Below are 25,874 nucleotides of genomic sequence, written 5' to 3'. Positions count from 1 at the left end.
GGGGCAGGCGGTGCGCCGCCCCGGAAACATTTTCGGGACTGTTAGAGGCCGAGTGCCTTCTTGACGGCGGCAAGGCCGTCCTTGCCGTCATAGGTGGTGACGCCGGCAACCCACGGCTCGATGACCTTCGGATTGGCTTTCAGCCAAGTCTTGGCCGCGGCGTTGGCATCCTCGCTGTCGTTGAGGATCTTGCCCATGATGGTGTTTTCCATGTCGAGCGAGAACTTCACGTTCTTGAGCAGCTTGCCGAGATTCGGGCATTGGGCGACAAAACCGCCGCGCGCCACGGTATAGACCGTCGCGCCGCCGTAGTTAGGACCGAAGACGGTGGCGTCGCCGCCGGCGAGATAGGTGATCTCATGGGCGACGTTCATCGGATGCGGCGCCCAGGCGAGGAAGACGACCGGCTTGCTGTCCTTGTCGGCGCGGGTGACCTGGGTCAGCATGCCTTGCTCGGAGGATTCGACGACCTGGAAACCCTTGAGGCCGAATGTGTTGGCATCGATCAGCGAAACGATCATGCCATTGCCTTCGTTGCCCGGCTCGATGCCGTAGATCTTGCCGTCCAGTTCTTTCTTGTGGGTGGCGATGTCCTTGAAGTCCTTGATGCCGAGCTTGGCGCCGGCGGCATTGGTGCCGAGCGTGTACTTGGCGCCTTCAAGGTTGACGGCGACGCTCTCGATCGACTTGTCGTCGAGATAAGGCTGCAGCGCGTCCTTCTGCGCCGGCATCCAGTTGCCGAGGAAGAGGTCGATATCCTTGTTCTTCATCGAAGAATAGGTGACCGGGACGCCGAGGGTCTTGACGTCGGCCTTGTAGCCGAGGGCCTCGAGGACCTGGATGAAGGATGCGTTGGTCGAGGCAAGGTCGGTCCAGCCCACATCCGAGATTCGGACGGTCTTGCAGGCTTCCGGTTCGGCGGCAGATGCCGTGCCGACGATCGCGAGGATCGATGCGGCAGCGACGAGCGTGGTCTTCAGTGAGGTAGTCATGCGCATGGGCTGCTCCCGTTTTTTTGGTTCCCGCCATTATCAATATATGCTGCGACGAGGCAAGCGCGCGCATTCGCGGCGGACAATGGGGTGCATTTGCGACATTTGTGACTTTCTCGCCCAGCGTTGCGCAGTCTACAGTTTCCTGTGGTTTTCGGCAAAACCCGCTTTTTTCGAATCCCGATCGCGATCAGAAGGCAGATATGGCCAAGCTTTATTTCCACTACGCGACCATGAACGCCGGCAAGTCGACCATGCTGCTGCAGGCTTCCTATAACTACCGGGAGCGCGGCATGCGCACGGCGATCTTCACGGCGTCGCTGGACGACCGCGCCGGCCGGGGCCGGGTGGCCTCGCGGATCGGGCTTTCCTCCGACGCCATTCCCTTCGAGCCGTCCGACGATCTCTTTATGGGCATCGAGGCGATGCACCGGGAGGAGCCGATCGCCTGCGTGTTCGTCGACGAGGCGCAGTTCCTGTCGCCCGAGCAGGTCTGGCAGCTCGCCCGGATTTCCGACCGGGTGGGCATCCCGGTAATGACCTATGGCTTGAGGACCGATTTCCAGGGCAAGCTGTTTCCCGGCTCGCTGGAACTGCTGGCGATCGCCGACGAGCTGCGCGAGGTGCGCACCATCTGCCATTGCGGGCGCAAGGCGACCATGGTGGTGAGGCTCGACGAGGACGGCAAGCTGGTGCGCGAAGGTGCCCAGGTCGATGTCGGCGGCAGCGAAAAATATGTTTCGCTCTGCCGGCGGCATTGGGAAGATCAGATGCATTGCGATTGATGCTCGGAATTTAAACCTCCGTTCACCGTACGCAACGGAAGACGGCGGCGGCGCGGCAAAATTGATGCTGGTCAAAGTCTGCGGCCGGAAACATATTTATGTATCACATCCGAAACGTCCCGGCCTGACGGGGCGGTGGTTCCAAGCAGGAGTTCCCCGCATGCGCAAGACCACCAAAACCTTTACCCTTGCCACCAGCCTCGCCCTGTTCGCCCTGCCGGCCTTCACCGCCGAAATCGAGGTGAAGATGCTCAACAAGGGCAGCGACGGCGAGGCCATGGTGTTCGAGCCGGCGGCCGTGAAGGCGCAGCCGGGCGATACGATCAAGTTCGTGCCGGTTGACAAGGGGCATGACGTGGTTTCGATGCCCGGCCTAGTGCCGGAAGGGGTGGCCGAAATCAAAGGCAAGATCAGCCAGGAAGTTTCCTTTACCGCCGACAAGCCGGGCGTCTACGTCTTCAAATGCACGCCGCATTTCGGCATGGGCATGGTCGCGGTGATCGTCGTCGGCGACGCGCCGGCCAATCTCGACGCGGTGAAGGCTGCCAAGATGCCGAAAAAGGCAAAAGACCGGCTTGATGCGGAGATCGCCAAGCTGAAGCTCTGATCCTTCCAGGACTTTTTGCCGCCTTCCGATTTTTCCGGCAATCGAGCCGGGACGGCGTGGCATAATTCTGCAGCGGCGTTATCTTGGTCCTCAGACGGCGGGAGAATGGGCGTGGCGGCACCTGGGAATTTCGACAGCGAGATCGAGCGGATCGGCAACGTTCTGGCTGCAATGGGTGATGCGCTCGGGCCGATTTCAACGCTGCTTTCCGAAACCGCGCGGGATCTCGCCCTGCCGGACGAGGAGAAGCTGGCGGCGGAAGCCGAGCGGCTGACGGCGGAACGGCCCGAGCGGAAGGCGATCGAGTCGGCAACGGCTCGGCTGGTCACAGATCTGGCAGCAGAGATCGGCATCTGCGCCCAGGAATTCGACGATCGGGAGGTGCCGACGCGCTTGGAAACGCTGATCGGCTACGTTTCCGGGGCTGCCAAACATCGCCGGCAGCGGGCGCGCTGGCGCAGCCCGGCGCCGCTCAACCGGCTGGCTGAGCTCCTGCGGCGCGCCGACCTGCTTGTCGGTCTGGTGCGGCAGGAGCGGGATTTCCTGATTGGACAACGCAGGGAGAGCGAAGGCGACCTGGTGACCTTCATCGACCACCGCCCGGAGATCACCGAAAAGCTGCGCGGCGAGGACGGTGTTGCGATGACAGGCACGGACCTGGTCGGCCGCACGGAGCCGGCGATCCAGCTCTTTCAGGACTTTGTCGCAGGATTGAACGCGCGGATAGGCACCTGCAACATCCTCCTGCACAAGCTGATCGGCGATACGGAAAACCTGCTCATCCTCTACCGGGTGGTTGCCGATGCCGGGGGGCATGGCGATGCCGGCCTGAAGCCCGAACTTTTTCCGCATCTGGTGCCCGAGGTCGGGCGTTTCGCAAACGGCATGCTGACATTGCACGGGCTCGACCGGCGGCGGCATCGCGCCGACCAGGCCTTTGCCGAGCGATTTCCCGCCGAGGTCCCCGGGGAGGCGGCAAAAGCCGGTGGCGGGCAAGACGGCTTTCGACTGCCGACGATTGCCGGCTTCAAGCTCGTCCGGTCGCGATAGGTCCCGTCGAGAAGCCGGCTAGGTGTTTGATCCCAGGCTTTGATGGGGCATTCTTGTCTTGCGAATCAAAGGATGCGCTATGGGCCAGGTTCTTCATGGGAGCGCCACGACGACAGAGGCAGTCCGTCGAGCGATACAGCATAGTCAAGAGAGCCTGAGGACGCTTTCGAAGCGTTACGGGATCAATCAGAAGACCGTTGCCAAGTGGCGGAAGCGGACCTCAGTCACGGACCTTCCGACCGGCCCGAAGGAACCGAGATCGACAGTTCTCTCGGTCGAGGAAGAAGCGGTCATCGTCGCTTTCCGACGTTATACCCTGCTGCCACTCGATGACTGCCTCTACGCGCTGCAGCCGACAATCCCGCATCTGACACGGTCTTCGCTGCACCGCTGCCTGCAGCGCCACGGCATCGGCCGTCTGCCGGATGTTGAAGGCGACAGGCCGGCGGTGAAGAAGTTCAAGAGCTACCCGATCGGCTACTTCCACATCGACATCGCCGAGGTGCGCACCGAACAGGGCAAGCTGCACATGTTCGTCGCCATCGACCGCACATCGAAGTTCGCCTTCGTTGAATTGCACGAGAAGGCCACCACCGCCATCTCGCGCGAATTCCTCCTACGCCTGATTGAAGCCGTCCCCTACAAGATCCACACCGTGCTCACCGACAACGGGATCCAGTTTACCACGCCCGGCGCTGGAGGGTCGGCTGTGCCGCTGATCAAAGAAGCGATCGCCAATGGCGAGCGCTTCTGGGCCCATGCCTTCGAATACACCTGCGCCACCAACGATATCGAGCACCGCACGACCAAGCCGAAGCATCCGTGGACCAACGGTCAAGTCGAGAGGATGAACCGAACCATCAAGGATGCCACCGTCAGGCGCTTCTACTATGAAAGCCACAATCAACTTCGTCAGCACCTCGCCGACTTCGTCGCCGCTTACAATTTTGGCCGCAGGCTTAAGACCCTCAACGGCCTCACGCCTTACGAGTTCATTTGCAAAGCATGGACTTCACAGCCCGAACGCTTCACCCTCAATCCGCTCCATCAAATGCCGGGACTAAACAGCTAGGCATTCGTTTCTTGCGGTTGCGACGAAACGCTGCGCCCCGTTGTGCTTGTGACGCCGAGCACATATGTGTGAGCCAAGCCCAATCGGATGCACCCCGCCTCACGAGGAGACAGCGATGCTCGACCGGATTACCGCCTTCTTTCAAGGGATCGGCCAGGCCGTCGGGCGAGGCATAGGGCTGTTGATCGCCTGGATCGTCTGGCCGTTCATGGCCGCACATGGGTGGTACCGTCAGCGTCACTGGATGGTGAAGGGCCCGATCCTCGCCTTCCTGGTGCTGATGATCGGGCTCTACGGTTATTTCTTCTGGCAGACGCAGGTCTGGACCAATTTCAACCCGAATTTCGTCGACAGCTACCGCTGGTCGGAGCGCAACGTGCCGGCCGGCCAGGAACTGCCGGCAACGGCCCCTGCAAGCGCCAACGCGACCGCTCCGGCGACCGGCGCGAAACAATGCCAGTCGTCGGCGATCGTCGATGCCGCCGCCGATCTCACCGACATGAACGTCAACCAGAATGCCTGGATTTCCTCGATGCTGCTCTACCGGCTCGGGTTCTTCGGCATCGACTGGGATCACACGCCTTTCCTCGACAACAAGGCTTCCTTCCAGCGGGGCGTCAATCAGGCGGTACGGCGCACCGCAACGGAACTCGTCGATTCGCTTGGGCGCGTGCGCGGCACGTCGAGCATCAACAACAACCTCCAGGACGCCCGTGGCAACCTGCAGTTCGACGAATTTTCCTGGTATTTCGGGCTCAGCCCCTTTGGGCCGAAGACCCCGACCCCAAGCTATTATCGCGCGGCGATCAGCAAGCTGAGGGCGTTCAATACCGATCTGACCTCCTGCAACGCGACCTTCGACGGCCGCGCCGACAACCTGATCCAGTTCATCGACCGGATCGCCAACGATCTCGGCGGCACGTCGGCGATCCTGCGGGAGCGCTCGGAGAACTATAATGCCGGCTGGTTCGATACGCGCGCCGATGACCGCTTCTGGTTCGCCTACGGCCAGCTCTACGGCTATTATGCGGTGCTTGCAGCGGCAGGGGCGGATTTTTCCCAGGTGATCCGCGAGCGTAATATCGGGCCGCTGTGGACCGATACGCTGTCGCAGTTCAAGTCGGCGCTGCGCATCCAGCCGGCGATCATCTCCAACGGCCGCGAGGACGGCTGGATCATGCCGAGCCATCTGGCGGTGATGGGTTTCTACACGCTCAGGGTTCGCTCGAACCTGGTGGAATTGCGCTCGGTGCTCGACCGGTAAGCCGGCCGGTACCGGTCAGGTTTTCGGAAGGCTTGGCTCGTCGAGAAAGAACGTCACGCCGGGACGTTCGGCAAAGAACTCATAGGTCATGCCGACGACCTCGCCACTCGTGCCCGGCTTGTCGCGGAATTTGCCGACGCTGCGAACATATTTGTAGTCCTCCGCATCGGCTCGGATACGATAGATATTGTGGTAGGTCAGGCGCTCGCCGCTGGCGCGCTCGAAGGTTTCCATCAGTTGCGGCATGTCGTCGGGATGGATGCGCGCGGTGAGGGCAACCAAGTTCAAAGGACCGTTCTTCGGCTCCAGTCCGAAGATACGGCAGACGTCTTCGGTCGCGAAGAAGTGGCCGGTATCCAGGTCGATCCGCCAGTAACCGTAGAAACGGAAGGCCGAGGCGAGTTCCACCACCTCGTCGGCCGAGAGCCCCACTTCCTTGTATTGAGTATTGACGCGTTTTTCGGTGTGTTCGACCCAAAACGTCAATCTTTTTCTCCCATAGGCCGGGAGATAACGCCCCAACCTCACACTATGAGTCTCAATCTCAGAGCCTTAGCTACCAACTGGGTGCGGTTGACGCAATCCAGTTTCTTTATGGCATTGGTCATATATGCGTTAACGGTGTGGTCCGAGAGCGAGAGAATCCGTCCGATTTCGGACGATGTCTTGCCCTGTGCCGTCCAGCGGACGACCTCCAGCTCGCGGGTGGTGAGGGGGCCAGCGGTACCGGTCCTGGCACTTCGGCGGATCTTGTCGAAGACATCGAAGGCATGCAGCACGATCATGCCGATCTCGTTGAGCTCCATCTGGCTCAGCCGATGCCGGACGCCGTCGAAGCGCAGCATGAAGCGGCCGCCATCGATCGAATGCACTGCCATCGCGACGCTGGTGATGATGTCGTAGCGGCGCTGCAACTCGTCCATCTCGACCGGCACCGGGAAACCGCGCACGCTTTCGGGATCGTCGATCGACCAACAATAGGGAAGGGCCGATTTCGAGATGATCGGTGCGACCGGGCAAAGCTTCAGAAGCCGACGGCGGTCAAATTCCTGGACATAGCTTACCGGCAGCGTCGTCTCGACGATCATCCGCGACAAAAGCGTCTCGTCCGCTCTGGTGGCAGCGAAAAGCGTGATGTGGCGAAACCCGAACTCGTGGGCAACGCGCTTCATCGCAGCAAATATTTCCAATCGCGAATCCGCGGCGGAAATCTCGCTGTTCAGAATCGATTGCCGTTCCAAAGTGATCATGCGGGCGAGCAGACAGGTGATTTATGTGATCGTTAACAAATATACAAATCGGTTTGAATAGCCAGCGAAATTTCGTGCACTGCAACGGAAACCAGGATGGTTTCCGATATAGGCTCACTTTATTTCCATGAATTCATGGAGTTACGGGGTCAAGATTTATACGGGGATATATCCGGTTCCCTTAATTTCCTCCATGACGGCATAGGTGTGGGTTTCCCTGACCCCCGGAAGCGGGAGAATCACCTCCGAGAGGAACTGCCGGTAGGCTTCCATTCCGGCGACGCGTGCCTTCACCAGATAATCGAAGCCGCCTGCCACCATATGGCATTCCATCACGTCGTCGCTGCGCTTCACCGCGGCGGCGAATGCGTCGAAAACGTCGGGCGTGGTGCGGTCGAGCTTGACCTGTACGAAGACGAGCAGATTGCGCCCGAGCTTTTCCGGCGACAGCAAAGCGCTATAACCGGTGATGTATCCTTCGCGGGTCAGCCGCTTGACCCGTTCGGCGGTCGCCGTTGGAGAAAGCGAGACGCGATCGGCGAGCTCGAGATTGCTCAGGCGCCCCTCTTTCTGGAGCGCCCGGAGGATTTTTCGGTCGAGACGGTCGATGTCTTTCATATTTCGCTACATCTTGCTGAAATTGCCGTGAGATATCTCGTTAATGCCATAAAGATCCGCCGAAATCTCCACGAAATTCCAGCTATGGGGAGAATGAAACGGAGATGCATATGAGCCAGATTCTGACCGAGCCCTTTATTCCCTTCAATGCGCCTTATGCCGGCGACGACGACCGGCTGATCCGGCAGTTCGCCGCCCGCACCAGCTTTACCTCGGCGCAGGATGCGGCGATCGACCAGCGGGCGCGGCGGATGATCAATGCCATCCGCGACGGGGCCGGCAAGGTCGGCGGTGTCGAGGATTTTTTGCGCGAGTATGGGCTTTCGACGCGGGAAGGGCTGGCGCTGATGGTGCTTGCCGAGGCGCTGCTGCGCGTGCCCGATGCCCTGACCCAGGACCGGCTGATCGAGGACAAGCTGCGCGAAGGTGGCTGGAGCACCCATGAGGCTTCCGGCGAAAGCTGGTTCGTGTCGGCCTCCGCCTGGGCGCTCGCGGTTTCGGCGCGCGTCATAGGCCCCGGCGAGACGCCCGAGGGAATTTTGCGCGGTCTCGTCAAGCGCGTCGGCCTGCCGACCGTGCGCACCGCCACCAAGCAGGCGATGCGTTTCCTCGGCCACCACTTCGTGCTCGGCGAGACGATGAAGGATGCGCTTGTCCGGGCCGCCAAGAGCGAGGAGAAAGGGTACCGCCATTCCTTCGACATGCTGGGCGAGGGCGCCCGCACGGCAGAAGACGCCAAGCGTTATTTCCGCTCCTATGCGGACGCGATCCAGTCGATCGGTGCGCATATGAAAAAACACGGCAAGGGCAGGCAGCTTCCCGACCGGATGGGCATTTCCGTCAAACTTTCGGCGCTGCATCCGCGCTACCTCGCCACCCACCATGACCGGGTGATGGCGGAACTGGTGCCTGACCTTCTCGATCTCGCCCGGATGGCCAAGGAACACCAGCTCAACTTCACCGTCGACGCGGAAGAGGCCGACCGGCTGGAACTGTCGCTCGACGTGATCGCCGCCACCTTCTCCGATCCGTCGCTTTCCGGATGGGACGGGTTCGGCCTGGCGATCCAGGCCTATCAGAAGCGGGCGCCCCAGGTGATCGACTATATCGACCAGCTCTGCACCATGCATGGCCGACGGATGATGGTGCGGCTCGTCAAGGGCGCCTATTGGGACACCGAGGTGAAGCGGGCGCAGGAGCGGGGAATCGAGGACTATCCGGTCTGGACCCGCAAACCGGCGACGGACCTTGCCTATCTCGCCTGCGCCCAGCAGCTTCTCGCCAAGCGGGCGCGGATCTTTCCGCAATTTGCCACCCACAACGCGCTGACCGTCTCGACTATCCTGGAACTTGCCGGCCCCGACCGCACGGGCTTCGAGTTCCAGCGGCTGCACGGGATGGGCGAGGCGCTTTACGACGACCTGCTCGAAAGCAACGACCGGATCGCCTGCCGCATCTATGCGCCGGTCGGCGGTTATCGCGACCTGCTTGCCTATCTCGTCCGCCGGCTTCTGGAAAACGGCGCCAACTCCTCCTTCGTGGCGGTTGCGGGCGACAAACAGGTACCAGTCGAAAAGCTGCTGGAACGGCCGTCGGCGCGGCTCGGCCTCGATGACGGAATCAGCGCCCGGCATAAGCAGATCCCGCTTCCCTCCGACATCTACGGCCGCCGCAAGAACAGTGCCGGTTTCGAATTCGGCCACCGGGTCGAGCTCGAAAGGCTGATGGCCAGCGTTTCCAAGCCGTGGGGCGAGGTGAAGGCGGGGCCGCTGGTAGCAGGCGTCACCTCCAAGGCGGAGGAAAAGCCGGTTCGGTCTCCCTCAGATCGTTCGAAGATCGTCGGCACCGTGCGCGATGCGACGCCGGCCGATGTGGATGCAGCCTTCACGGCTGCGGCCAAGGCTTTCCGGGCCTGGTCGCGCCAGCCGGTGGAAATCCGCGCTGCCTGCCTGGAGCGAGCCGCCGGGCTGATGGAGGAAAACCGCGACCGGCTGCTGGCGCTGCTGGCCGCCGAGGCCGGCAAGACGCTGGATGACGGGATTGCCGAAATCCGCGAGGCGGTGGATTTCTGCCGCTACTACGCCGACAAGGGCCGGGAGCTATTCGCCATGCCCACGACGATGCCGGGACCGACCGGCGAGGACAACCGCCATTTTTGGCGCGGCCGCGGCGTGTTCGGCTGTATTTCGCCGTGGAACTTCCCGCTGGCGATTTTCCTCGGGCAGATTTCGGCGGCGCTGGTGGCCGGCAATACGGTCGTCGCAAAGCCGGCGCCACAAACGCCGCTGATCGCCCATGAGGCGATCAAGCTGTTCCACCAGGCAGGCGTTCCGGCCGAAGTGCTGGCACTGGTGCCGGGCGGCCCGGATGTCGGCTCGGCGATCACTGCGCATCGCAAGCTCGCCGGTATCGCCTTCACTGGTTCGACGAAGACGGCGCACGCGATCAACCGGGCGCTGGCCGCCAAGGACGGGCCGATCGTGCCTTTCATCGCCGAGACCGGCGGCATCAACGCGATGATCGTCGATGCGACGGCACTTTCGGAACAGGTGGCGGACGACGTGGTCGTTTCGGCGTTCCGCTCCGCCGGCCAGCGCTGTTCGGCGCTGCGCATCCTCTTCCTGCAGGAGGATATCGCCGACGGCATGCTGAAGATGATCGAGGGGGCGGCGGCCGAGCTCAATCTCGCCGACCCGGCGAAACAGAATACCGATGTCGGGCCGATCATCGACGAGAACCAGAGACAAATGCTGGCCGATCACGTCGCGGACATGCGGGCGAGAAAGCAGAAGATACGTTACGCCGGGGGGGAGGCGCCGCAGACCGGCAATTTCTTCGCCCCCCACATCATCGAACTCGACAGCGCCGCAGTGCTGACCAAGGAAGTGTTCGGCCCGGTCCTGCATGTGGTGCGCTGGAAGGCGAAGGAGTTCGACAAGGTGCTTTCGGCGATCGACGCCACCGGTTACGGCCTGACGCTCGGCATTCACAGCCGCATCGAGGCGACGATCCGCAAGGTGACGGAGGCGCTCGACACCGGCAATGTCTATGTCAACCGCAACATGATCGGCGCCGTGGTCGGCACCCAGCCCTTCGGCGGCTCCGGCCTTTCCGGCACCGGCTTCAAGGCGGGCGGGCCGGCCTACCTGATGCGGTTTGCCGAAGAGCAGGTGATCTCGGTCAACACCGCTGCCGCCGGCGGCAACGCCAGCCTGATCGCGATCGGGGAGGGGTGAGACGCGACGGCGCAGCCGGCAAAACGCTCCAGTGGAGCGTTTTGAGCGTCGAACGCGCCGAGCCCAAGCGAGGCGCCGGGAGCAGGAACGGTCCGGCGCAGCCGGAGCAATCGATCCAGTGAATCGATTGCAGTGACGAACGCGCGGAGCGAAAGCGAAGCGCCGGGGGCGTTTTGGAGCCAGATACGGCAGACCATCTCTTGCCCCCCGCGGACGGCGCGACTACCCAGAACCAAAAGGCTCGGAGCGATCCGGGCCTTCTTGCATTCCCCCTGTTGTATTTTTGCCAGGGAACTGTGCTCGCATAAATATGATCATTCGAGTCATGTTTTAATAATTGACAATAACACTCATGTTTTCTAATGGCATGAATAAGGCACTTTCTGCCTCCCGCCACAATCTTGCCAGAATTGAAAAGGGCCGCCGCCTTTCCGGTGCGTTGATACGCGCCGACGGTTTCGTGTGCCCTGTTGAAAGGACAGTCATGGTCACGCGACGTCTGCGATCCACCCTTGCCACCTGCACCGCGCTCGCGGTGTTCTCCCTCGCCTGCGGCGCGGCCGCCCAGCAGGCTACCCGGCCGCAGACGGACACGACGCTGAAGCCGATCGTGCTCAAGGGGAAACGGCTGAAGGCGGGGAATCCCGAAAGCACGCCGCTCGCCACGCAAACCACCGAAGCGCAGATCGACAACAAGCAGATCCGCAGCATCGAGGACCTGGGCCGCACGATCGATCCGGGCGTGAACTTCAGCCGTGCGACGAACTCGTTGAACATCCGCGGTCTGGAAGGCAGCCGTGTCACGACACTCGTCGACGGTATTCCGTTGACCTACCTGCGTGACAACGCGCGCAGCAATAGCGGCGGCGCCGATACCATGGATTTCTTTGCGCTGACGGCAGTCAATGTCGTGAAGGGCGGGGATTCGAGCCGCATAGGCGACGGGGCGCTCGGTGGCGCGCTTCTCGTTCGCACCTTGGAGCCGGAAGACCTCATCGGCGAAGGCAAGGATTGGGGCGGCAAGGTCGGCACCGGTTATGACAGCATGGACAAGAGCTGGTACGGAGGCGCCGCGGTCGCCAAGAAGATCGAGAACACCTCGATCATGTTTCTGGGTACCTACAAGAAGGGTCATGAGCGCCAGAACCACGGTTCGGTCGGGGGCTTCGGCCCGACACGCACGGCGACCAATCCGGCCGACTATGATCAGAGCAACCTGCTGTTCAAGCTGCGTCAGGATACCGAATCCGGTCATCGGTTCGGCTTCACCGCTGAGCGTTTCTCGACCGAGAAGGATATCGATTTGCGCCAGGCGCAGACGTTGACCGGCAACTATCGTCCCGGAAACCACGAATCCGGCGAAGAAAACCGCCGCACACGCGTTTCGCTCGACTACGAATACGACGCGCCGAGCACTGACGGACTGATCGACGCTGCGCAGGCGACGCTTTACTGGCAGCGTCAGGAGCGGGCGCTTACCCAGGATTCGTTCCGCTTTACGACAGTTCCCGGCGTCTACACGCGCGACAACCAGATAGAAGAAGCCGGCGTCGGCTTTACCGGCTTCCTGGACAACAACTTCCGGACGGGAACGGTCGACCACGTCTTTACGCTCGGCACGAACCTCTTCCTGTCGAGGGCAGAGCAATATTCCGCGGGCGTCGACTCATGCCCGGCCGCGCCGCCCTATGCTGGTGTCTTCGCGGGGTGCGCCAATCTGCACACCAATCAAGCGGATATGCCGGATGTGGACAGCACCAAGATCGGCATCTACGCCCAAGACCGCATGACGTTTGGCGACAGCGGCTTTTCGTTGACGCCAGGCCTGCGTTTCGACTGGTATGATCATTCGCCGAGGAACACCCCTTCCTTCACGAATAACGCATCCAACCCTTCCATGCCGGGCGGTTCGCAGGATAGCGCATTTTCACCCAAGTTGCTGGCCGAATACCAGCTTAATGATGACGTCACGCTTTTCGCCCAATGGGCGATGGGCTTCCGTTCGCCCACGGCGACCGAGCTTTATCTGAGCTATGGAAGCGTCGGCAGCTACGCGTCGATCGGCAATCCCGATCTGGAGCCGGAGACCAGCAGCGGGTTCGAAGTGGGCTCACGCCTGGGCGACGACAATTTCGGCGGTTCGATGAACTTCTTCTATACCCGCTATAAGAACTTCATCGATGGGCGGAACCTGACGGCTGCGGAAATCATCGCTCGTGGTCTCAACCCGCTCGATTACCAATTCTTCCAGCAGCAGATCAACCTGTCCAAGGTCGAGATCTTCGGGGCAGAGTTCTCGGCTCATAAGCGCTTCGACAGCGGCTTCAACGTCCGCGCCGGGCTGGCATTCACACGCGGTATCGATCTCGTCAACCACACCCACCTCGCTTCCGTCGCACCGGTCAAGGCAATCGTCGGCGCAGGGTACGAGACAGAGACCTGGGGCGTCGACGTGCTGTGGACAGGTGTCGGCAACGTTTCCTACAAGTCCAGCGCAACCTACAAGGCAGCGGGTTACGGGCTTGTCGACCTGACGGCATGGTGGGAGCCCGAGCAAGTCAAAGGCCTGCGCATCAATGCCGGCATCTACAACCTGTTCGACAAGAAGTATTGGGACGCACTCAACAACAAGAGCACGACGGTACCGGCGGCCACCGCAGACTACTACTCCGAACCGGGCCGGTCGTTCAAAGTCTCGCTGACCCAGCGATTCTGATCCGGACAAAGGGGCGGGGCGCCTGAGAAGGGTGGTGCGAGCGATCGCGCCGCCCTTTTCCTTGTGCACGCTCCCGGCAGCTATCCGGTTGCGGCTATTCACATAGCCTTTCCTTCGCTAACCATAACCCCAAGGACATGTTTGATCCGAAAGCACTTGGGGGAGCGAAGCTATGGCAGAGGTCAAATCCGACATCGAAATCGCACGCGCCGCGAAAAAGAAGCCGATCGTGGAGATCGGCGCGAAGCTCGGGATTCCCGTCGAGGCGCTCGCTCCCTACGGTCATGACAAGGCGAAGGTCGGGGCGGAGTTCATCGCGTCGCTTTCCGACCGGCGCGACGGCAAGCTGATCCTCGTCACCGCCATCAACCCGACGCCGGCGGGCGAGGGGAAGACGACCACGACCGTGGGCCTCGGCGACGGGCTGAACCGGATCGGCAGACGAGCCGTCATCTGCGTGCGCGAGCCGTCGCTCGGGCCGTGCTTCGGGGTCAAGGGTGGAGCGGCCGGCGGCGGGTATGCGCAGGTCATTCCGATGGAAGACATCAACCTGCATTTCACCGGCGATTTCCACGCCATCACGTCTGCCCATAACCTGCTGTCGACGATGATCGACAACCATATCTACTGGGGCAATGCCGAGAACATGGATACCCGGCGGATCAGCTGGCGGCGGGTGATGGACATGAACGACCGGGCGCTGCGCCAGACGGTCGTATCGCTCGGCGGCGTCGCCAACGGTTTTCCGCGCGAGAGCGGCTTCGATATCACCGTCGCCTCGGAAGTGATGGCGATCCTGTGCCTGGCGGCCGACCTCAAGGACCTCGAAAGGCGGCTCGGCGACATCGTCATCGGTTACCGGTTCGACCGCTCGCCGGTGTTTGCCCGCGACCTCAAGGCCGACAAGGCGATGACGGTACTCCTGAAAGATGCGATGCAGCCGAACCTGGTGCAGACGCTCGAAAACAATCCGGCCTTCGTGCATGGCGGGCCGTTCGCCAATATCGCCCATGGCTGCAATTCGGTGATCGCCACGCGCACGGCTTTGAAGCTCGGCGACTATGTGGTGACGGAAGCGGGTTTCGGGGCCGATCTCGGCGCTGAAAAATTCTTCGACATCAAGTGCCGCAAGGCGGGGCTGAAGCCGAATGCGGCCGTCATCGTCGCCACCGTGCGGGCATTGAAGATGAACGGCGGGGTGAAAAAAGAGGATCTGGGCCAGGAGAATGTCGAGGCGCTGAAGCGGGGTGCTGCCAATCTCGGCCGCCATATCGCCAATGTGCGGAAATTCGGCGTGCCGGTGGTCGTCGCCATCAACCATTTCACCTCGGATACGGAGGATGAGATCGCCGCCGTCAAGGACTACGCAGCGCGGCACGGCGCCGATGGCATTGTCTGCCGGCATTGGGCCGAAGGGTCCGCCGGCATCGAGGAGCTTGCCCTCAAGGTGGTCGAGCTTGCCGAGGGCGGCCAGGCGAAATTCCAGCCGCTCTATCCCGATCACCTGCCGCTCCTCGAAAAGATCGAGATCATCGCCTCGAAGATCTATCATGCCGGCGAAGTCACTACCGACCGGGGCGTGCGCGACCAGTTGAAGGCCTGGGAGGAGCAGGGTTACGGCGACCTGCCGATCTGCATCGCCAAGACGCAATATTCCTTCTCGACCGACCCCGCCTTGCGCGGTGCGCCGGAGGGTCACATCGTGCATGTGCGCGAAGTGCGGCTTTCGGCCGGTGCCGGTTTTGTCGTCGCGATCACCGGCGAGATCATGACCATGCCCGGTCTGCCGCGCGTGCCGTCCGCGGAACGCATCTTTCTGAACGAGGATGGTTTCGTGGAGGGGTTGTTCTGAGGGCTTGAGCGCTCGAGCCGCCTTGTGTTAAAGCTCGTCCGTCGAAAAAGGCAGGGCCGGATATGGTAAGCACGGCCCCTTCCGCAAGGAAGCTCTGATCCTTCGGTCCACCGTTGAGAACCCGCGACGAGAAACGGCACATCCCGTGCCGCTCTCGGCGGATTCTCGTGGCCTTTTCCGCGTCGCGTTCCGCCGGGGTAACCTTGCGAGAAAACGATGCGTATGAACCATATCGATATCCACGTGCCCGACGTTGCGGCAACCACTGCCTTCCTCGTCCGGCATTTCGGCCTGACTCTCCGTGAGACGCGCGGTGGGAACAGCCTTGCCATTCTTACCGACGATGCCGGCCTCGAAATTGTCGTCAGCCACCCGGTCGAGAAATTCGGCGGCGCCGAGCAGCAGGCGCTCGGGGTCGTCACCTACCATCTCGGTTTCATCCAGCCGGAGAAAGGCGAGGTCGACAGGCTTTATCGGGAACTGAAGGATGGCGATGCCGAACTGGTGGGGGAGCCACGCGAGATGCGTGGCGGCTACCTGTTCTATTGCCTGGCGCCCGGCCGGGTGATGATCGAGGTAGGCTGGCGGGGTTAGAGCGGCGATTGGCCCTCAGACGCGCCCTGAGGGGTATAGGAGAAGCGGAGACGGTGCGGCGTATTTCCTTCTCCCCGCTTGCGGGGAGAAGGTGCCGGCAGGCGGATGAGGGGCCGCTATCCCTCGGCTGCCGGCATGAATTTCAGATCCGGCGCATCCTCAGGCTCATTCAACCTACCGCGCCGTCGTCTCAATCTCAACGTCCGCGTAGCCGGTATGCGTGCGTTGTGGCGGGCGGCAGACGGCCTACCGGCAATACCGATATCCATCCTTCCGCTCCAGAACGTCGAGATGCAGATGGTTCTGGTGGGCCGCGTCGCTGCCTGGTGACAGGACGGTGGTGAAGTGGAGGCAGGCGCCGGCAGTAGCGGTGCGCTGGAAGGCGCCTTCCATGGTCGAGTCCTCGGCCCTAGGCTTCATCTCCAGCTTCTCGCCGTTGTCGAGCTTGAACGCGGCGACGTCGAAGGCGTTGCCGCGGGCATGTTCGGAAATTTTGCCGGTCGAGGCGCTGTTGCGCAGGCGGCAGGCGTAGGTGGAGCCGGGCACCAGCCCGGTGATCCTGCGGCCCGGCATGGCGATGTTGAGCGCCGGCTGAACCGTGTCCTTCAGCCAATGCGCCAGGCTGACCGCCGTCTTGCAGCGCATCGTCGCACCGCCGACCTCGACCCCCGGCAGCACTGTGGCAACGTCGATAGGGCTCTCTATGCCGCAGCCATTGCCCTCGTCGATCGGATCGGTGGCTTCGAATTTCGCGCCGAGCGAGGTGAGCTCGGCAAGGCAAGCCTTCAGCTCTTCGGGGTCTTCCTTGACAAGCGGTGGCGGCGGAGGTGGCGGAGGGGCTTCTGCCTTCTGCTCGTCCGGTTGCTTGCCGTCCGGCTTGGTTTCGCTCTGCTTGGTCTCCGGCTTTGCCGCATCCGTTTCGGGCGTCGCCGCCTGGCCAGGTTTGTCAATCGGCTGCGCCTCGGCGGCCGTGGCGCCCGGCTTTGGCAGGGGCTTCGGAACTTCGGCCTCATGGGCCGGCTCGGAAGCCGTGCCGGGTTGCTCGACAACGGGCGGCTTTTCAGGATTTTCGGCCGGATTTCCGTTGGGCCGGTTCTGCGCCACCGGTGCCGGTGTCTCGGGAACGGCGGGTTTTTCGGCGGGGCGCTCCGCCTGCTGAGGCGCCTCGGTCGGTTTCTGCACCTCTTCGACGGGCTTCGGGATTGGCAGGGGAACGTTTGCCAGCGCCGGCGGTTCGGGAATTGCAGTGCGTCCCTGTGATCGCGGGGACGCGCGGCGGCGCGGTGCGCGATCATGCGATCCGTCCTGCAGAAGGCGGGTCAGGAAGTTCACTTCCACGACGCCGGGCGGGACGTTGGAGTGTTGGGATATCGGTCTTTCGGGCGGCAGCCCGGCTCCGATGATCAGGGGCAGGCCTGCGAGAATTGCGATCCACGGATGCTGCATGCCGTATCCTTCTCGGCTGCGTTTCTTCGATCCTTGCGGGACGCTAAACGCGTCTCTCCGGTTTTGGTCGCATCGCAGCGCCAGAATTCTGTTTCCGGCTCGTGGAAATTCGCTTGCGCGGCTCGAAAACCCCAGCTAACAATTCGGCCCATGATGAACTCGATGACCATTGCTAACTGGTGGCCGGCACGCTCAACGCGGCCTTGACCAGTCATGTCCATCGACAAGACCACAAGCCGCCCGGAACCCGAGGCGGCTTTTTTGTTATCCGCCGCAGGCACCCGGGCAAAGACATTGGAGAGGCAGGACAATGGTAACGATCATTCGGGATGACGGTTCGGAAGTCTACGAGACAAGGGGCGGGATTGCGGTCAGCCGCCAGCGGCGCGCCGCACCCTATGCGGATGCGATCTCCTCCTATGTCGACAGGCTCGACGAGCGGCGCGGCGCGGTATTTTCTTCCAACTACGAATATCCGGGCCGTTATACCCGCTGGGATACGGCGATCGCCGATCCCCCGCTCGGCATCTCTTCGAATGGCCGCCGGGTGTGGATCGAGGCCTTTAACGGCCGCGGCGAGGTGCTGCTCGGTTTTGTCGCGGACAAGCTGAAGACGGTGGCCGAGCTGACGCTCGGGGAACGGACGGACCGGCGCCTCGACCTCACCGTCAACGAGCCGACGCGCGTGTTCACCGAGGAAGAGCGCTCGAAGATGCCGACGGTGTTTTCCGTGCTGCGGGCAATCGTCGACCTGTTCCATTCGGAAGCGGATTCGGCGATCGGCCTGTTCGGCGCCTTTGGTTACGACATCGCCTTCCAGTTCGATGCGATCAAGCTTTCGATGCAGCGTCCGGAAGACCAGCGCGACATGGTCCTGTTCCTGCCGGATGAAATCCTCGTCGTCGACCATCATGCGGCCAAGGCCTGGATCGATCGCTACGACTTTTCCAAGGATGGCGTGACCACCGAGGGCAAGGACCAGGAGATCGCACCCGATCCCTTCCAGCGCAATGATACGATACCGCCGAAGGGCGACCATCGGCCCGGCGAATATGCGGCCCTCGTCACCAAGGCGAAGGAAAGTTTCCGCCGCGGCGACCTGTTCGAAGTGGTGCCGGGGCAGAAGTTCATGGAGCGCTGCGACTCGAAGCCTTCGGAAATCTCCAACCGGCTGAAGGCGATCAATCCATCGCCCTATTCCTTCTTCATCAATCTCGGCCATCAGGAATATCTGGTCGGCGCCTCGCCGGAAATGTTCGTGCGAGTGTCGGGCCGGCGCATCGAGACCTGCCCGATTTCGGGCACGATCAAGCGTGGCGAAGATCCGATCGCCGACTCGGAACAGATCCTCAAGCTCCTGAATTCCAAGAAGGACGAGTCCGAACTCACCATGTGCTCGGATGTCGACCGCAACGACAAATCCCGCGTCTGCGAGCCTGGCTCGGTGAAGGTGATCGGCCGCCGGCAGATCGAGATGTATTCGCGGCTCATCCATACCGTCGACCATATCGAAGGGCGCCTCAGGCCCGACATGGACGCGTTCGACGGCTTTCTCAGCCACGCCTGGGCCGTCACCGTCACCGGCGCCCCGAAACTGTGGGCTATGCGCTTCATCGAGAACCACGAAAAGAGCCCGCGCGCCTGGTATGGCGGGGCGATCGGTATGGTCGGCTTTAACGGCGACATGAATACCGGCCTGACGCTGCGTACCATCCGCATCAAGGACGGCATTGCCGAGGTGCGCGCCGGCGCGACGCTGCTCAACGACAGCGATCCGAACGAGGAAGAGGCAGAAACCGAACTGAAGGCGTCCGCTATGCTGACAGCGATCCGTGATGCAAAGGCCGGCAATGCGGCCAAGGCTGGCCGCGACGTGGCGCGGGTGGGCCAAGGGGTCAAGATCCTGCTCGTCGACCACGAGGACAGTTTTGTCCATACGCTCGCCAACTACTTCCGCCAGACGGGGGCTACGGTGTCGACCGTGCGTACGCCGGTGCCGGAAGAGGTGTTCGACCGCTTCGATCCGGACCTCGTCGTGCTTTCGCCCGGGCCCGGCAATCCGAAGGATTTCGACTGCAAGGCGACGATCAAGATGGCGCGCTCGAAAGGCCTGCCGATCTTCGGCGTCTGCCTCGGCCTGCAGGCGCTGGCCGAAGCCTATGGCGGCGAATTGAGGCACCTGGCGCTGCCGATGCACGGCAAGCCTTCGCGCATTCGCGTCCTGGAGCCGGGCATCGTCTTCTCAGGGCTTGCCAAGGAGGTGACCGTCGGGCGCTACCACTCGATCTTCGCCGATCCGAAGACGCTGCATCCGGATTTCATGATCACCGCCGAAAGCGAAGACGGCACGATCATGGGCATTGAACACGTCAAGGAGCCGGTGGCGGCCGTGCAGTTCCACCCGGAATCAATCATGACGCTCGGGGGCGATGCCGGCATGCGGATGATCGAAAACGTCGTGGCACATCTGTCGCGGCGGGCAAAGACCAAGGCGGCGTAAGGTGTCGGCCGAAGCCATCGCGATCGACTCTATCCGCGAGGACCATATCGAGAGCTTCCACAAGGCGCTCGACACGGTCTCGCGCGAGCGGAAATATCTGACCTTCCTGGAGGCGCCGCCGCTCGAAAGCGTGCGGACATTCGTGCTCGACATGATCGAGAACGGCCATCCGCAGGTCGTCGCCGTTGCCGGCGGCGACGTGGTCGGCTGGTGCGACATCCGCCGGTATCCCCAGCCGACGCATGCCCATTGCGGCACGCTCGGCATGGGCATCATCCCCGGCTATCGCGAAAAGGGGCTCGGCACGCGGCTGATCCGCGCCGCGGTCGGGCAGGCCCGAGACCGCGGCTTCCACCGCGTCGAGTTGCATGTGCACGCCGACAACCTGCGCGCCATCGCGCTCTATGAAAAGGTCGGCTTCGTGCGCGAGGGCCTGGCGCGCGACGCGGTGAGGATCGACGGGCGGTATATCGACAGCATCGGGATGGCTGTGGTGTTCGGGTAACAAGGCAGGAAATGTATCAATAGATGATACCTTTCCATTGATTTTTGTTGGTATCTCTCTATGATACGTTCATCGGGAGGCCAACCGTGATTCGATCGTACAAAGACAAGCTTACGCGCTCGATCGATAACGGTACGGTCAGGAAAGGTTTCCCTCCCGATCTTGTTCGTCGCGCCCAGCAACTGCTGACGGTGTTGAATGCGGCCACCTCTCTGGAAGACCTCCGTTCCCCTCCAGGCAATCGCCTGGAGAAACTTTCGGGCGATCGGGAAGGGCAACATTCCATCCGCATCAACAAGCAGTGGCGGATTTGCTTCGTCTGGACCAAAGCTGGGCCGGAGGAGGTCGAGATTGCCGACTATCACTAAGCCAACCATGGCACACAGGAGACCGTTATGAGCGTCAGCAACCTTCCGCCGATCCATCCCGGCGAGATCCTGCGTGATCTCTATCTCGAGCCGCTGGAGATGACGCCCTATGCGCTTGCCAAGAAGCTCAACGTTCCACGCACCCGCATCGAGCGGATCGTGGCGCAGAAGACCGGGATCACGTCAGATACAGCGTTGCGGTTAGCCAAGTTCTTCAAGACCTCTCCGGAATTCTGGATGAATCTGCAGAACAGTTTCGATCTTAAGATCGAGGCCGAGAACCTCAAGGACGAACTCGAACATATTCCTGAATACGAAGCGGCTGCGTAATAGCCTTTCCCATACGCAGATCGTGTCGATCTGACTAACTCGGGATCATTCAGCGGCATCCGCCAGCAGCGAAGCCTCCGCCGCCGCCGGCAATCTCTCGCACCTCTCCGCAAACAGCTTCTCGCTCAAAAAATCGACCAGCACCCGGACCTTCGGCGACAGATGCCGGCTGGAGGGCCAGAGGAGGTGGAACTGGCCGGGGGCGTTGAGGTGTTCGTCGAGGATGGTCCGCAGCCGGCCGTCGGCGACGGGTGCCCTTGCCAGGAAATCCGGCATGCAGCCGATGCCGAGGCCGGCGATGACCGTGTGGCGCAGCGCCTCCATGTTGTTGCAGGTGAGCGCCGTGCGCAGGTGCGGCTCGGCGCCTTCGGGCGGCAGGGTGATCGGCAAATCCTGGATCTTGCGGCTGTTCGGATAGCGGAAACGGATCGCCAGATGGCCGTCGAGCTCGCGCGGGCATTCGGGAGTGCCGTGGCGTTCCAGGTAGGAAGGCGCGGCGCAGAGAAGCATCTGGAAAGGCCTGAGTGTCCGTGACATCAGCCGCGAGTCCGGCAGGTTGCCGCTGCGGATCGCCACGTCGACCTCTTCGTCGATCAGGTCGACGACCCGGTCGTTGAAATCGAGATCGAGTTCGATCTCGGGGTAACGCTCGACGAATTCCGGCAGCACCGGCAGCAGAAGATGATAGGTGACGATCGGCACGCTGACCCTGAGTTTTCCGCGCGGCACGGCGATGGCGCTTGCCAGCGAGGCTTCGGCATCGTTGAGGTCGTCGAGCACGCGGCGGCAGCGTTCGTGGAACAGCCGGCCTTCTTCGGTCAGGCGCAAGCTGCGCGTCGAGCGCTGGAAAAGCCGGACGCCGACATCCTTTTCGAGATTGGTGACGGCCTTGCCGACCGCCGAAGCCGAAAGACCGAGCACGCGGCCGGCTGCAACGAAACTGCCGAGATCAGCGGTGCGCACGAAGGCCGTCAGTCCACCCAGGCGATCCATAACCATCTCCCATTCGAGCGTTTTCTTCCGTCATATAAGGAACAGACGGAGGATTTTCTAATCATTGTGTCAAAACTATCTTGTGTTGGTCAATCGATACCCTTCCGGCCGGATCGGTTTGGGTGACGGCTTCTCCCAGGCCGCCAGCCTTTCTTTTTGCTCCAACACAGCGGAATCTCGGATATGAGAGACAACACACATGCTGCAACGGCGGCCGGACGGCTGTTCGTTCTGTTCGCAGTCTGCTGCGCGGCGGCCGCTATGCCGCTCACCTTCACCGGCACGGCCGTCGGCCTGCCCGCCATCAGCCGTGCGCTCGGCGGCAGCCCGATTGCCCTCAACTGGGCCACCAATGCCTTCATGCTTTCCTTCGGCAGCACGCTGATGGCCGCCGGCGCGCTCGCCGACAGTTATGGGCGCAAGCGAATTTTCCTGAGCGGCCTGGGTATCTTCGCGCTGTTTTCGATCGGTCTCGCCTTCGCGGGCGATATCGTCTGGTTCGATGTGCTGCGGGCGCTGCAGGGCATCGGCGCGGCAGCCGCCTTTTCCGGCGGCATGGCGTCGCTCGCGCAGGAATTCGACGGCGCGGCGCGGCTCAGGGCTTTCAGCATCGTCGGCGCCAGTTTCGGCATCGGGCTCGCCTTCGGACCGATCGCGTCTGGATGGATGATCGCCATGTTCGGCTGGCCGGCAATCTTCTTGCTGGTCGTTGCGCTGGCGGCGGTGGCACTGATACTCGGCGCAATCTTCATGCGGGAATCGCGCGATCCCGATGCTTCCGGTCTCGACTGGAAGGGAGCGCTCAGTTTCACCGCGGCGCTGACCGCTCTGACTTTCGGCGTGCTCCAGGCGCCGGAAAGCGGCTGGGGCGACCCGCTTGTCATCGTCATGCTTCTGGTAGCCGTCTTGGTTTTCCTCGCCTTCGTGCTGATCGAACGGACCGTGGCGCGACCGATGCTCGACCTCACGCTGTTTCGTTATCCGCGTTTCGTCGGCGTGCAATTGCTGGCAGCGGCGCCGGCCTATGCATTCGTGGTGCTGCTCATCCTGCTGCCGGTGCGGTTCATCGGCATCGAGGGCATGGACGAGATCGCCGGCGGGCGGATGATGATCGCCCTGTCCGGGCCGCTCCTCGTCCTGCCGATCGCTGCCGGGCTGCTGACGCGCTGGTTCGCGCCGGCGACGATTTGTGGCGCGGGCCTGGCGATTTCGGCGGCTGGCCTGTTCTGGCTCAGCCAGTTTCCGGTCGGCTCGGAGCCGATACTGCTGATCGCGCCACTCCTGACGATCGGCGTCGGCATCAGCCTGCCCTGGGGCCTGATGGACGGTCTCGCCGTCAGCGTCGTGCCGAAGGAAAGAGCCGGTATGGCGACCGGCATTTTCAGCACCACGCGGGTTGCCGGCGAAGGTGTGGCGCTTGCGGTGGTGACGGCGGTGCTTTCGGCGCTCACCAGCGCGAACCTCGGCAGTGGCGCCGGCGACCAGGCGGGCGCGATTGCCCAGCGGCTGGTGACCGGCGACCTGCGAGATGCGGCGGGACTGCTGCCGTCGATGGGACAGGTGGCCCTGCTGCAGGGTTACAGCCACGGGTTCTCCTCGCTCCTGTGGCTGCTGACCGCGATCACGGCACTGACAGCGGTCGTGGTGTTCCTCTTCCTCGGGCGGGGAGGGGAGACGGCGGAGGATATCGCGGAGGAGGCGGAACTGGCCGCCGCTGCCGCGACGCGATCCGACGAGAACCGATTACGCCAGCCGGCCCTTTGACAAACGGCCTTTGACAAACCGGCTCATCTGAGCCATATGCAGGCTATCCGGAACCGCCGCAGCGAGACGATCTCGCTGCGGCGGTTTCGCCGTTTTGGGCCTTCGGTCCTGCAAATCATTCGCACGCGCAAAAAGGAAGACATGGTGGCGAGGGAAGTCAAAATCGTCGAGCGGCTGGCCTTCTGGGGCATGCCGCTGTCGCTCGGCGTCATGTTCTTGAAGATGCTGGCCTGGTGGATGACGGGCTCCGTCGCGCTGCTGTCGGACGGGCTCGAATCCTTCGTCAATGTCGCCGCCGCCTTCATCGCCTATTTCGTCATCCGCTATGCGCAGCGCCCGGCAGACCATGACCATCAGTTCGGCCATCACAAGGCGGAATACATTTCTGCGGTCGTCGAAGGCGGGCTGATCATCGTCGCGGCATTCCTGATCATCAGCGAGGCCTGGGACGGACTGTTCGCGCCGAAACTGCCGGATGCGCCGGTGCTGGGCCTGGCGATCAACGGACTGGCGGCGGTCATCAACGCTGCCTGGGCGACGACGCTGATCCGGGTCGGCACCGCCCATTATTCGCCTGCAATGGCAGCCGACGGCCGGCACATCATGTCCGACGTGGTGACTTCGGCCGGGGTCTTCGTCGGCCTCGTCCTCGCCGTTGTCACTGGATACGCAATCCTCGACCCGGTGCTCGCCATCCTGGTCGCGATCAACATCCTCTGGCAGGGCTACAAGGTGATCGCCCATTCCATCGGCGGGCTGATGGACCGGGCGCTGGAGCCGGACGAGGAGGCGGCGGTGCGCGAGGCGATCGCCACCCATTCGGTCGGCGCGCTTGGCGTCCACGACTTGAAATCGCGCCGGGCGGGGGCGGCTGTCTTCATCGATTTCCATCTGGTCGTGCCGGCTGGCATGAGCGTCGCAGAAGCGCATGCGATCTGTGACCGCTTGGAAGATGCGATCAAAGCGAGTATTGCCGGCGCCACATTGGCAATCCATGTGGAGCCCGAAGGCGAGCGCGCCCATGGACAGAAGGTAGACGTGGAAGGAACAGGCAAATGACGATGACCGATGTCAGCGGGCTCTCGCAGCTCGGATCTCACGTGGAAGCCCCGCAGAGCCCGGAAACTGCGGTGCTGGAAAAGGTGCCGAACGGCAACCAGGGCACCGATTACGTGGTGCGCTTCACGGCGCCGGAATTCACCTCGCTCTGCCCGATGACCGGCCAGCCGGATTTCGCCCATATCGTCATCGACTATATTCCGGACGGGTTCCTGGTGGAATCGAAGTCGCTGAAGCTGTTCCTGCATTCGTTCCGGAACCACGGCGCGTTCCATGAGGATTGCTCGATCTACATCGCCAAGCGGATCGTGGACCTGCTCGCCCCGAAGTGGCTCAGGATCGGCGCCTACTGGTATCCGCGCGGCGGCATCCCGATCGACGTGTTCTGGCAGACGGGCGAGGCGCCGGCAGGCGTGTGGCTGCCGGAGCAGGGGGTCGCGACGTATCGCGGGCGTGGGTGAGGCGTAACGGCTTGCCGGCAAAACGCTCCAGTGGAGCGTTTTGAGCGCCGGGATGGTGCGGCAGGCTCTTTCATCCCGTCACTTCAAAACCGAGCGAGTGTGGCGTCCGATCGACATTGATGTTGGAATCCGCCAGCCCCCCTCTGCCCTGCCGGGCATCTCCCCCACGGGTGGGGAGATCACAAGCGGCACGACCGCCGCTTTCAAAGAACGGCTGCGGGGAAAGAGACGTCAGATTAAAGGCGACGAGAAGGCCGCCAGCCGATCTCCCCACCTGTGGGGGAGATGCCCGGCAGGGCAGAGCGACTGTCTTGTGCGTCAAGCGCTTTGCCATGGTTTATTGTCCCGGATGATGGCGTTGAGGATTGTGAGGAGCTTTCGCATGGTGGCGACGATGGCGACGATCCTGGGT

23 protein-coding genes are annotated in these 25,874 nt (G+C 62.4%); 16 read left to right on the top strand and 7 right to left on the bottom strand.

Annotation, left to right across the window (positions count from 1 at the left end; translation table 11 throughout):
• Window positions 1-41: 41 nt before the first annotated feature.
• On the bottom strand, window positions 42-998 hold the full coding sequence (gene choX / locus AC1DLT_RS29305; RefSeq protein ID WP_038588442.1) for a choline ABC transporter substrate-binding protein: 957 nt from the start codon (window positions 996-998) through the stop codon (window positions 42-44).
• A 197-nt stretch (window positions 999-1,195) separates the two neighbouring features.
• On the opposite strand from choX, the gene AC1DLT_RS29300 reads away from it, so the two are divergent.
• The 5 genes from AC1DLT_RS29300 to AC1DLT_RS29280 all read left to right on the top strand — a co-directional run bounded on the left by AC1DLT_RS29300 (window position 1,196) and on the right by AC1DLT_RS29280 (window position 5,770).
• A complete protein-coding gene (locus AC1DLT_RS29300; protein WP_038544328.1) occupies window positions 1,196-1,777 on the top strand; it encodes a thymidine kinase in 582 nt (193 codons plus the stop codon).
• A 160-nt stretch (window positions 1,778-1,937) separates the two neighbouring features.
• Window positions 1,938-2,384, top strand: coding sequence for a pseudoazurin (locus tag AC1DLT_RS29295; protein ID WP_477489057.1), 447 nt, complete (start codon window positions 1,938-1,940; stop codon window positions 2,382-2,384).
• 111 nt (window positions 2,385-2,495) lie between these two features.
• Window positions 2,496-3,434 carry a hypothetical protein gene (locus AC1DLT_RS29290; protein WP_477489056.1) on the top strand — a complete coding sequence of 313 codons (939 nt, stop codon included), beginning with the start codon at window positions 2,496-2,498 and terminating at the stop codon, window positions 3,432-3,434.
• A 79-nt stretch (window positions 3,435-3,513) separates the two neighbouring features.
• A complete protein-coding gene (locus tag AC1DLT_RS29285; RefSeq protein ID WP_477489055.1) occupies window positions 3,514-4,506 on the top strand; it encodes an IS481 family transposase in 993 nt (330 codons plus the stop codon).
• A 115-nt stretch (window positions 4,507-4,621) separates the two neighbouring features.
• Window positions 4,622-5,770, top strand: a complete 1,149-nt coding sequence (locus tag AC1DLT_RS29280) for a DUF2333 family protein (protein ID WP_477483001.1) — start codon at window positions 4,622-4,624, stop codon at window positions 5,768-5,770.
• A 15-nt stretch (window positions 5,771-5,785) separates the two neighbouring features.
• On the opposite strand, the gene AC1DLT_RS29275 is transcribed toward AC1DLT_RS29280, so the two are convergent.
• The 3 genes from AC1DLT_RS29275 to AC1DLT_RS29265 form a co-directional block, all read right to left on the bottom strand.
• On the bottom strand, window positions 5,786-6,256 hold the full coding sequence (locus tag AC1DLT_RS29275; RefSeq protein WP_477483000.1) for a PAS domain-containing protein: 471 nt from the start codon (window positions 6,254-6,256) through the stop codon (window positions 5,786-5,788).
• Between the two features lie 38 nt (window positions 6,257-6,294).
• A complete protein-coding gene (locus AC1DLT_RS29270; RefSeq protein WP_477482999.1) occupies window positions 6,295-6,960 on the bottom strand; it encodes a helix-turn-helix transcriptional regulator in 666 nt (221 codons plus the stop codon).
• 216 nt (window positions 6,961-7,176) lie between these two features.
• Complete coding sequence (locus AC1DLT_RS29265) at window positions 7,177-7,638, bottom strand: Lrp/AsnC ligand binding domain-containing protein (protein ID WP_038544317.1); 462 nt, start codon at window positions 7,636-7,638, stop codon at window positions 7,177-7,179.
• 110 nt (window positions 7,639-7,748) lie between these two features.
• On the opposite strand from AC1DLT_RS29265, the gene putA reads away from it, so the two are divergent.
• The 4 genes from putA (at window position 7,749) to AC1DLT_RS29245 (ending at window position 16,036) form a co-directional block, all read left to right on the top strand.
• Window positions 7,749-10,874, top strand: coding sequence for a bifunctional proline dehydrogenase/L-glutamate gamma-semialdehyde dehydrogenase PutA (gene putA / locus AC1DLT_RS29260; RefSeq protein WP_477482998.1), 3,126 nt, complete (start codon window positions 7,749-7,751; stop codon window positions 10,872-10,874).
• Between the two features lie 484 nt (window positions 10,875-11,358).
• Window positions 11,359-13,590 (top strand): TonB-dependent hemoglobin/transferrin/lactoferrin family receptor, encoded by a 2,232-nt coding sequence (locus tag AC1DLT_RS29255; protein WP_477489054.1) that lies wholly within the window; start codon window positions 11,359-11,361, stop codon window positions 13,588-13,590.
• A 172-nt stretch (window positions 13,591-13,762) separates the two neighbouring features.
• Complete coding sequence (locus AC1DLT_RS29250) at window positions 13,763-15,442, top strand: formate--tetrahydrofolate ligase (RefSeq protein WP_477489053.1); 1,680 nt, start codon at window positions 13,763-13,765, stop codon at window positions 15,440-15,442.
• A 216-nt stretch (window positions 15,443-15,658) separates the two neighbouring features.
• Window positions 15,659-16,036 carry a VOC family protein gene (locus AC1DLT_RS29245; RefSeq protein ID WP_477489052.1) on the top strand — a complete coding sequence of 126 codons (378 nt, stop codon included), beginning with the start codon at window positions 15,659-15,661 and terminating at the stop codon, window positions 16,034-16,036.
• Between the two features lie 246 nt (window positions 16,037-16,282).
• On the opposite strand, the gene AC1DLT_RS29240 is transcribed toward AC1DLT_RS29245, so the two are convergent.
• Both AC1DLT_RS29240 and AC1DLT_RS29235 read right to left on the bottom strand, forming a co-directional pair.
• Entirely contained in the window at window positions 16,283-17,482 is a 1,200-nt protein-coding gene (locus AC1DLT_RS29240; RefSeq protein WP_051899777.1) for an extensin family protein, read from the bottom strand.
• On the bottom strand, window positions 17,440-17,793 hold the full coding sequence (locus tag AC1DLT_RS29235; RefSeq protein WP_157885154.1) for a hypothetical protein: 354 nt from the start codon (window positions 17,791-17,793) through the stop codon (window positions 17,440-17,442). Before AC1DLT_RS29235 ends, AC1DLT_RS29240 begins: the two co-directional genes overlap by 43 nt.
• On the opposite strand from AC1DLT_RS29235, the gene AC1DLT_RS29230 reads away from it, so the two are divergent.
• The 4 genes from AC1DLT_RS29230 to AC1DLT_RS29215 all read left to right on the top strand — a co-directional run bounded on the left by AC1DLT_RS29230 (window position 17,793) and on the right by AC1DLT_RS29215 (window position 21,185).
• Window positions 17,793-19,982, top strand: a complete 2,190-nt coding sequence (locus tag AC1DLT_RS29230; protein WP_038544309.1) for an anthranilate synthase — start codon at window positions 17,793-17,795, stop codon at window positions 19,980-19,982. The two genes, AC1DLT_RS29235 and AC1DLT_RS29230, sit on opposite strands and share 1 nt — an antisense overlap.
• Before the next feature lies 1 nt (window position 19,983).
• On the top strand, window positions 19,984-20,487 hold the full coding sequence (locus tag AC1DLT_RS29225; RefSeq protein WP_477489051.1) for a GNAT family N-acetyltransferase: 504 nt from the start codon (window positions 19,984-19,986) through the stop codon (window positions 20,485-20,487).
• Window positions 20,488-20,573: 86 nt separating this feature from the next.
• A complete protein-coding gene (locus tag AC1DLT_RS29220) occupies window positions 20,574-20,855 on the top strand; it encodes a type II toxin-antitoxin system RelE/ParE family toxin (RefSeq protein WP_477489050.1) in 282 nt (93 codons plus the stop codon).
• Between the two features lie 27 nt (window positions 20,856-20,882).
• Window positions 20,883-21,185 (top strand): HigA family addiction module antitoxin, encoded by a 303-nt coding sequence (locus AC1DLT_RS29215; protein WP_105429022.1) that lies wholly within the window; start codon window positions 20,883-20,885, stop codon window positions 21,183-21,185.
• Window positions 21,186-21,230: 45 nt separating this feature from the next.
• Here the strand turns inward: AC1DLT_RS29215 and AC1DLT_RS29210 are convergent, their stop codons facing one another.
• Complete coding sequence (locus AC1DLT_RS29210; protein ID WP_477489049.1) at window positions 21,231-22,178, bottom strand: LysR family transcriptional regulator; 948 nt, start codon at window positions 22,176-22,178, stop codon at window positions 21,231-21,233.
• A 183-nt stretch (window positions 22,179-22,361) separates the two neighbouring features.
• Between AC1DLT_RS29210 and AC1DLT_RS29205 the strand changes: the two genes are divergently transcribed.
• The 3 genes from AC1DLT_RS29205 to queF all read left to right on the top strand — a co-directional run bounded on the left by AC1DLT_RS29205 (window position 22,362) and on the right by queF (window position 25,462).
• Window positions 22,362-23,942 carry an MFS transporter gene (locus AC1DLT_RS29205; protein WP_477489048.1) on the top strand — a complete coding sequence of 527 codons (1,581 nt, stop codon included), beginning with the start codon at window positions 22,362-22,364 and terminating at the stop codon, window positions 23,940-23,942.
• 141 nt (window positions 23,943-24,083) lie between these two features.
• Window positions 24,084-25,001, top strand: a complete 918-nt coding sequence (locus tag AC1DLT_RS29200) for a cation diffusion facilitator family transporter (RefSeq protein ID WP_247039828.1) — start codon at window positions 24,084-24,086, stop codon at window positions 24,999-25,001.
• On the top strand, window positions 24,998-25,462 hold the full coding sequence (queF, locus tag AC1DLT_RS29195; RefSeq protein ID WP_247039829.1) for a preQ(1) synthase: 465 nt from the start codon (window positions 24,998-25,000) through the stop codon (window positions 25,460-25,462). The genes AC1DLT_RS29200 and queF overlap by 4 nt, the downstream gene beginning before the upstream one ends.
• The last annotated feature ends 412 nt before the right edge of the window (window positions 25,463-25,874 follow it).

The organism is Neorhizobium sp. 05N33 (genome assembly GCF_056397445.1).
Note: the sequence above shows the minus strand (reverse complement) of the source record. Positions and strands in the feature narration are given on the sequence as shown.

Bases quoted from the DNA above. Each gene is read 5' to 3' on its own strand.
- choX (WP_038588442.1), bottom strand. From the start codon at position 998: ATGCGCATGACTACCTCACTGAAGACCACGCTCGTCGCTGCCGCATCG.
- AC1DLT_RS29300 (WP_038544328.1), top strand. From the start codon at position 1,196: ATGGCCAAGCTTTATTTCCACTACGCGACCATGAACGCCGGCAAGTCG.
- AC1DLT_RS29295 (WP_477489057.1), top strand. From the start codon at position 1,938: ATGCGCAAGACCACCAAAACCTTTACCCTTGCCACCAGCCTCGCCCTG.
- AC1DLT_RS29285 (WP_477489055.1), top strand. From the start codon at position 3,514: ATGGGCCAGGTTCTTCATGGGAGCGCCACGACGACAGAGGCAGTCCGT.
- AC1DLT_RS29280 (WP_477483001.1), top strand. From the start codon at position 4,622: ATGCTCGACCGGATTACCGCCTTCTTTCAAGGGATCGGCCAGGCCGTC.
- AC1DLT_RS29265 (WP_038544317.1), bottom strand. From the start codon at position 7,638: ATGAAAGACATCGACCGTCTCGACCGAAAAATCCTCCGGGCGCTCCAG.
- putA (WP_477482998.1), top strand. From the start codon at position 7,749: ATGAGCCAGATTCTGACCGAGCCCTTTATTCCCTTCAATGCGCCTTAT.
- AC1DLT_RS29255 (WP_477489054.1), top strand. From the start codon at position 11,359: ATGGTCACGCGACGTCTGCGATCCACCCTTGCCACCTGCACCGCGCTC.
- AC1DLT_RS29250 (WP_477489053.1), top strand. From the start codon at position 13,763: ATGGCAGAGGTCAAATCCGACATCGAAATCGCACGCGCCGCGAAAAAG.
- AC1DLT_RS29245 (WP_477489052.1), top strand. From the start codon at position 15,659: ATGCGTATGAACCATATCGATATCCACGTGCCCGACGTTGCGGCAACC.
- AC1DLT_RS29240 (WP_051899777.1), bottom strand. From the start codon at position 17,482: ATGCAGCATCCGTGGATCGCAATTCTCGCAGGCCTGCCCCTGATCATC.
- AC1DLT_RS29230 (WP_038544309.1), top strand. From the start codon at position 17,793: ATGGTAACGATCATTCGGGATGACGGTTCGGAAGTCTACGAGACAAGG.
- AC1DLT_RS29215 (WP_105429022.1), top strand. From the start codon at position 20,883: ATGAGCGTCAGCAACCTTCCGCCGATCCATCCCGGCGAGATCCTGCGT.
- AC1DLT_RS29210 (WP_477489049.1), bottom strand. From the start codon at position 22,178: ATGGATCGCCTGGGTGGACTGACGGCCTTCGTGCGCACCGCTGATCTC.
- AC1DLT_RS29205 (WP_477489048.1), top strand. From the start codon at position 22,362: ATGAGAGACAACACACATGCTGCAACGGCGGCCGGACGGCTGTTCGTT.
- AC1DLT_RS29200 (WP_247039828.1), top strand. From the start codon at position 24,084: ATGGTGGCGAGGGAAGTCAAAATCGTCGAGCGGCTGGCCTTCTGGGGC.
- queF (WP_247039829.1), top strand. From the start codon at position 24,998: ATGACGATGACCGATGTCAGCGGGCTCTCGCAGCTCGGATCTCACGTG.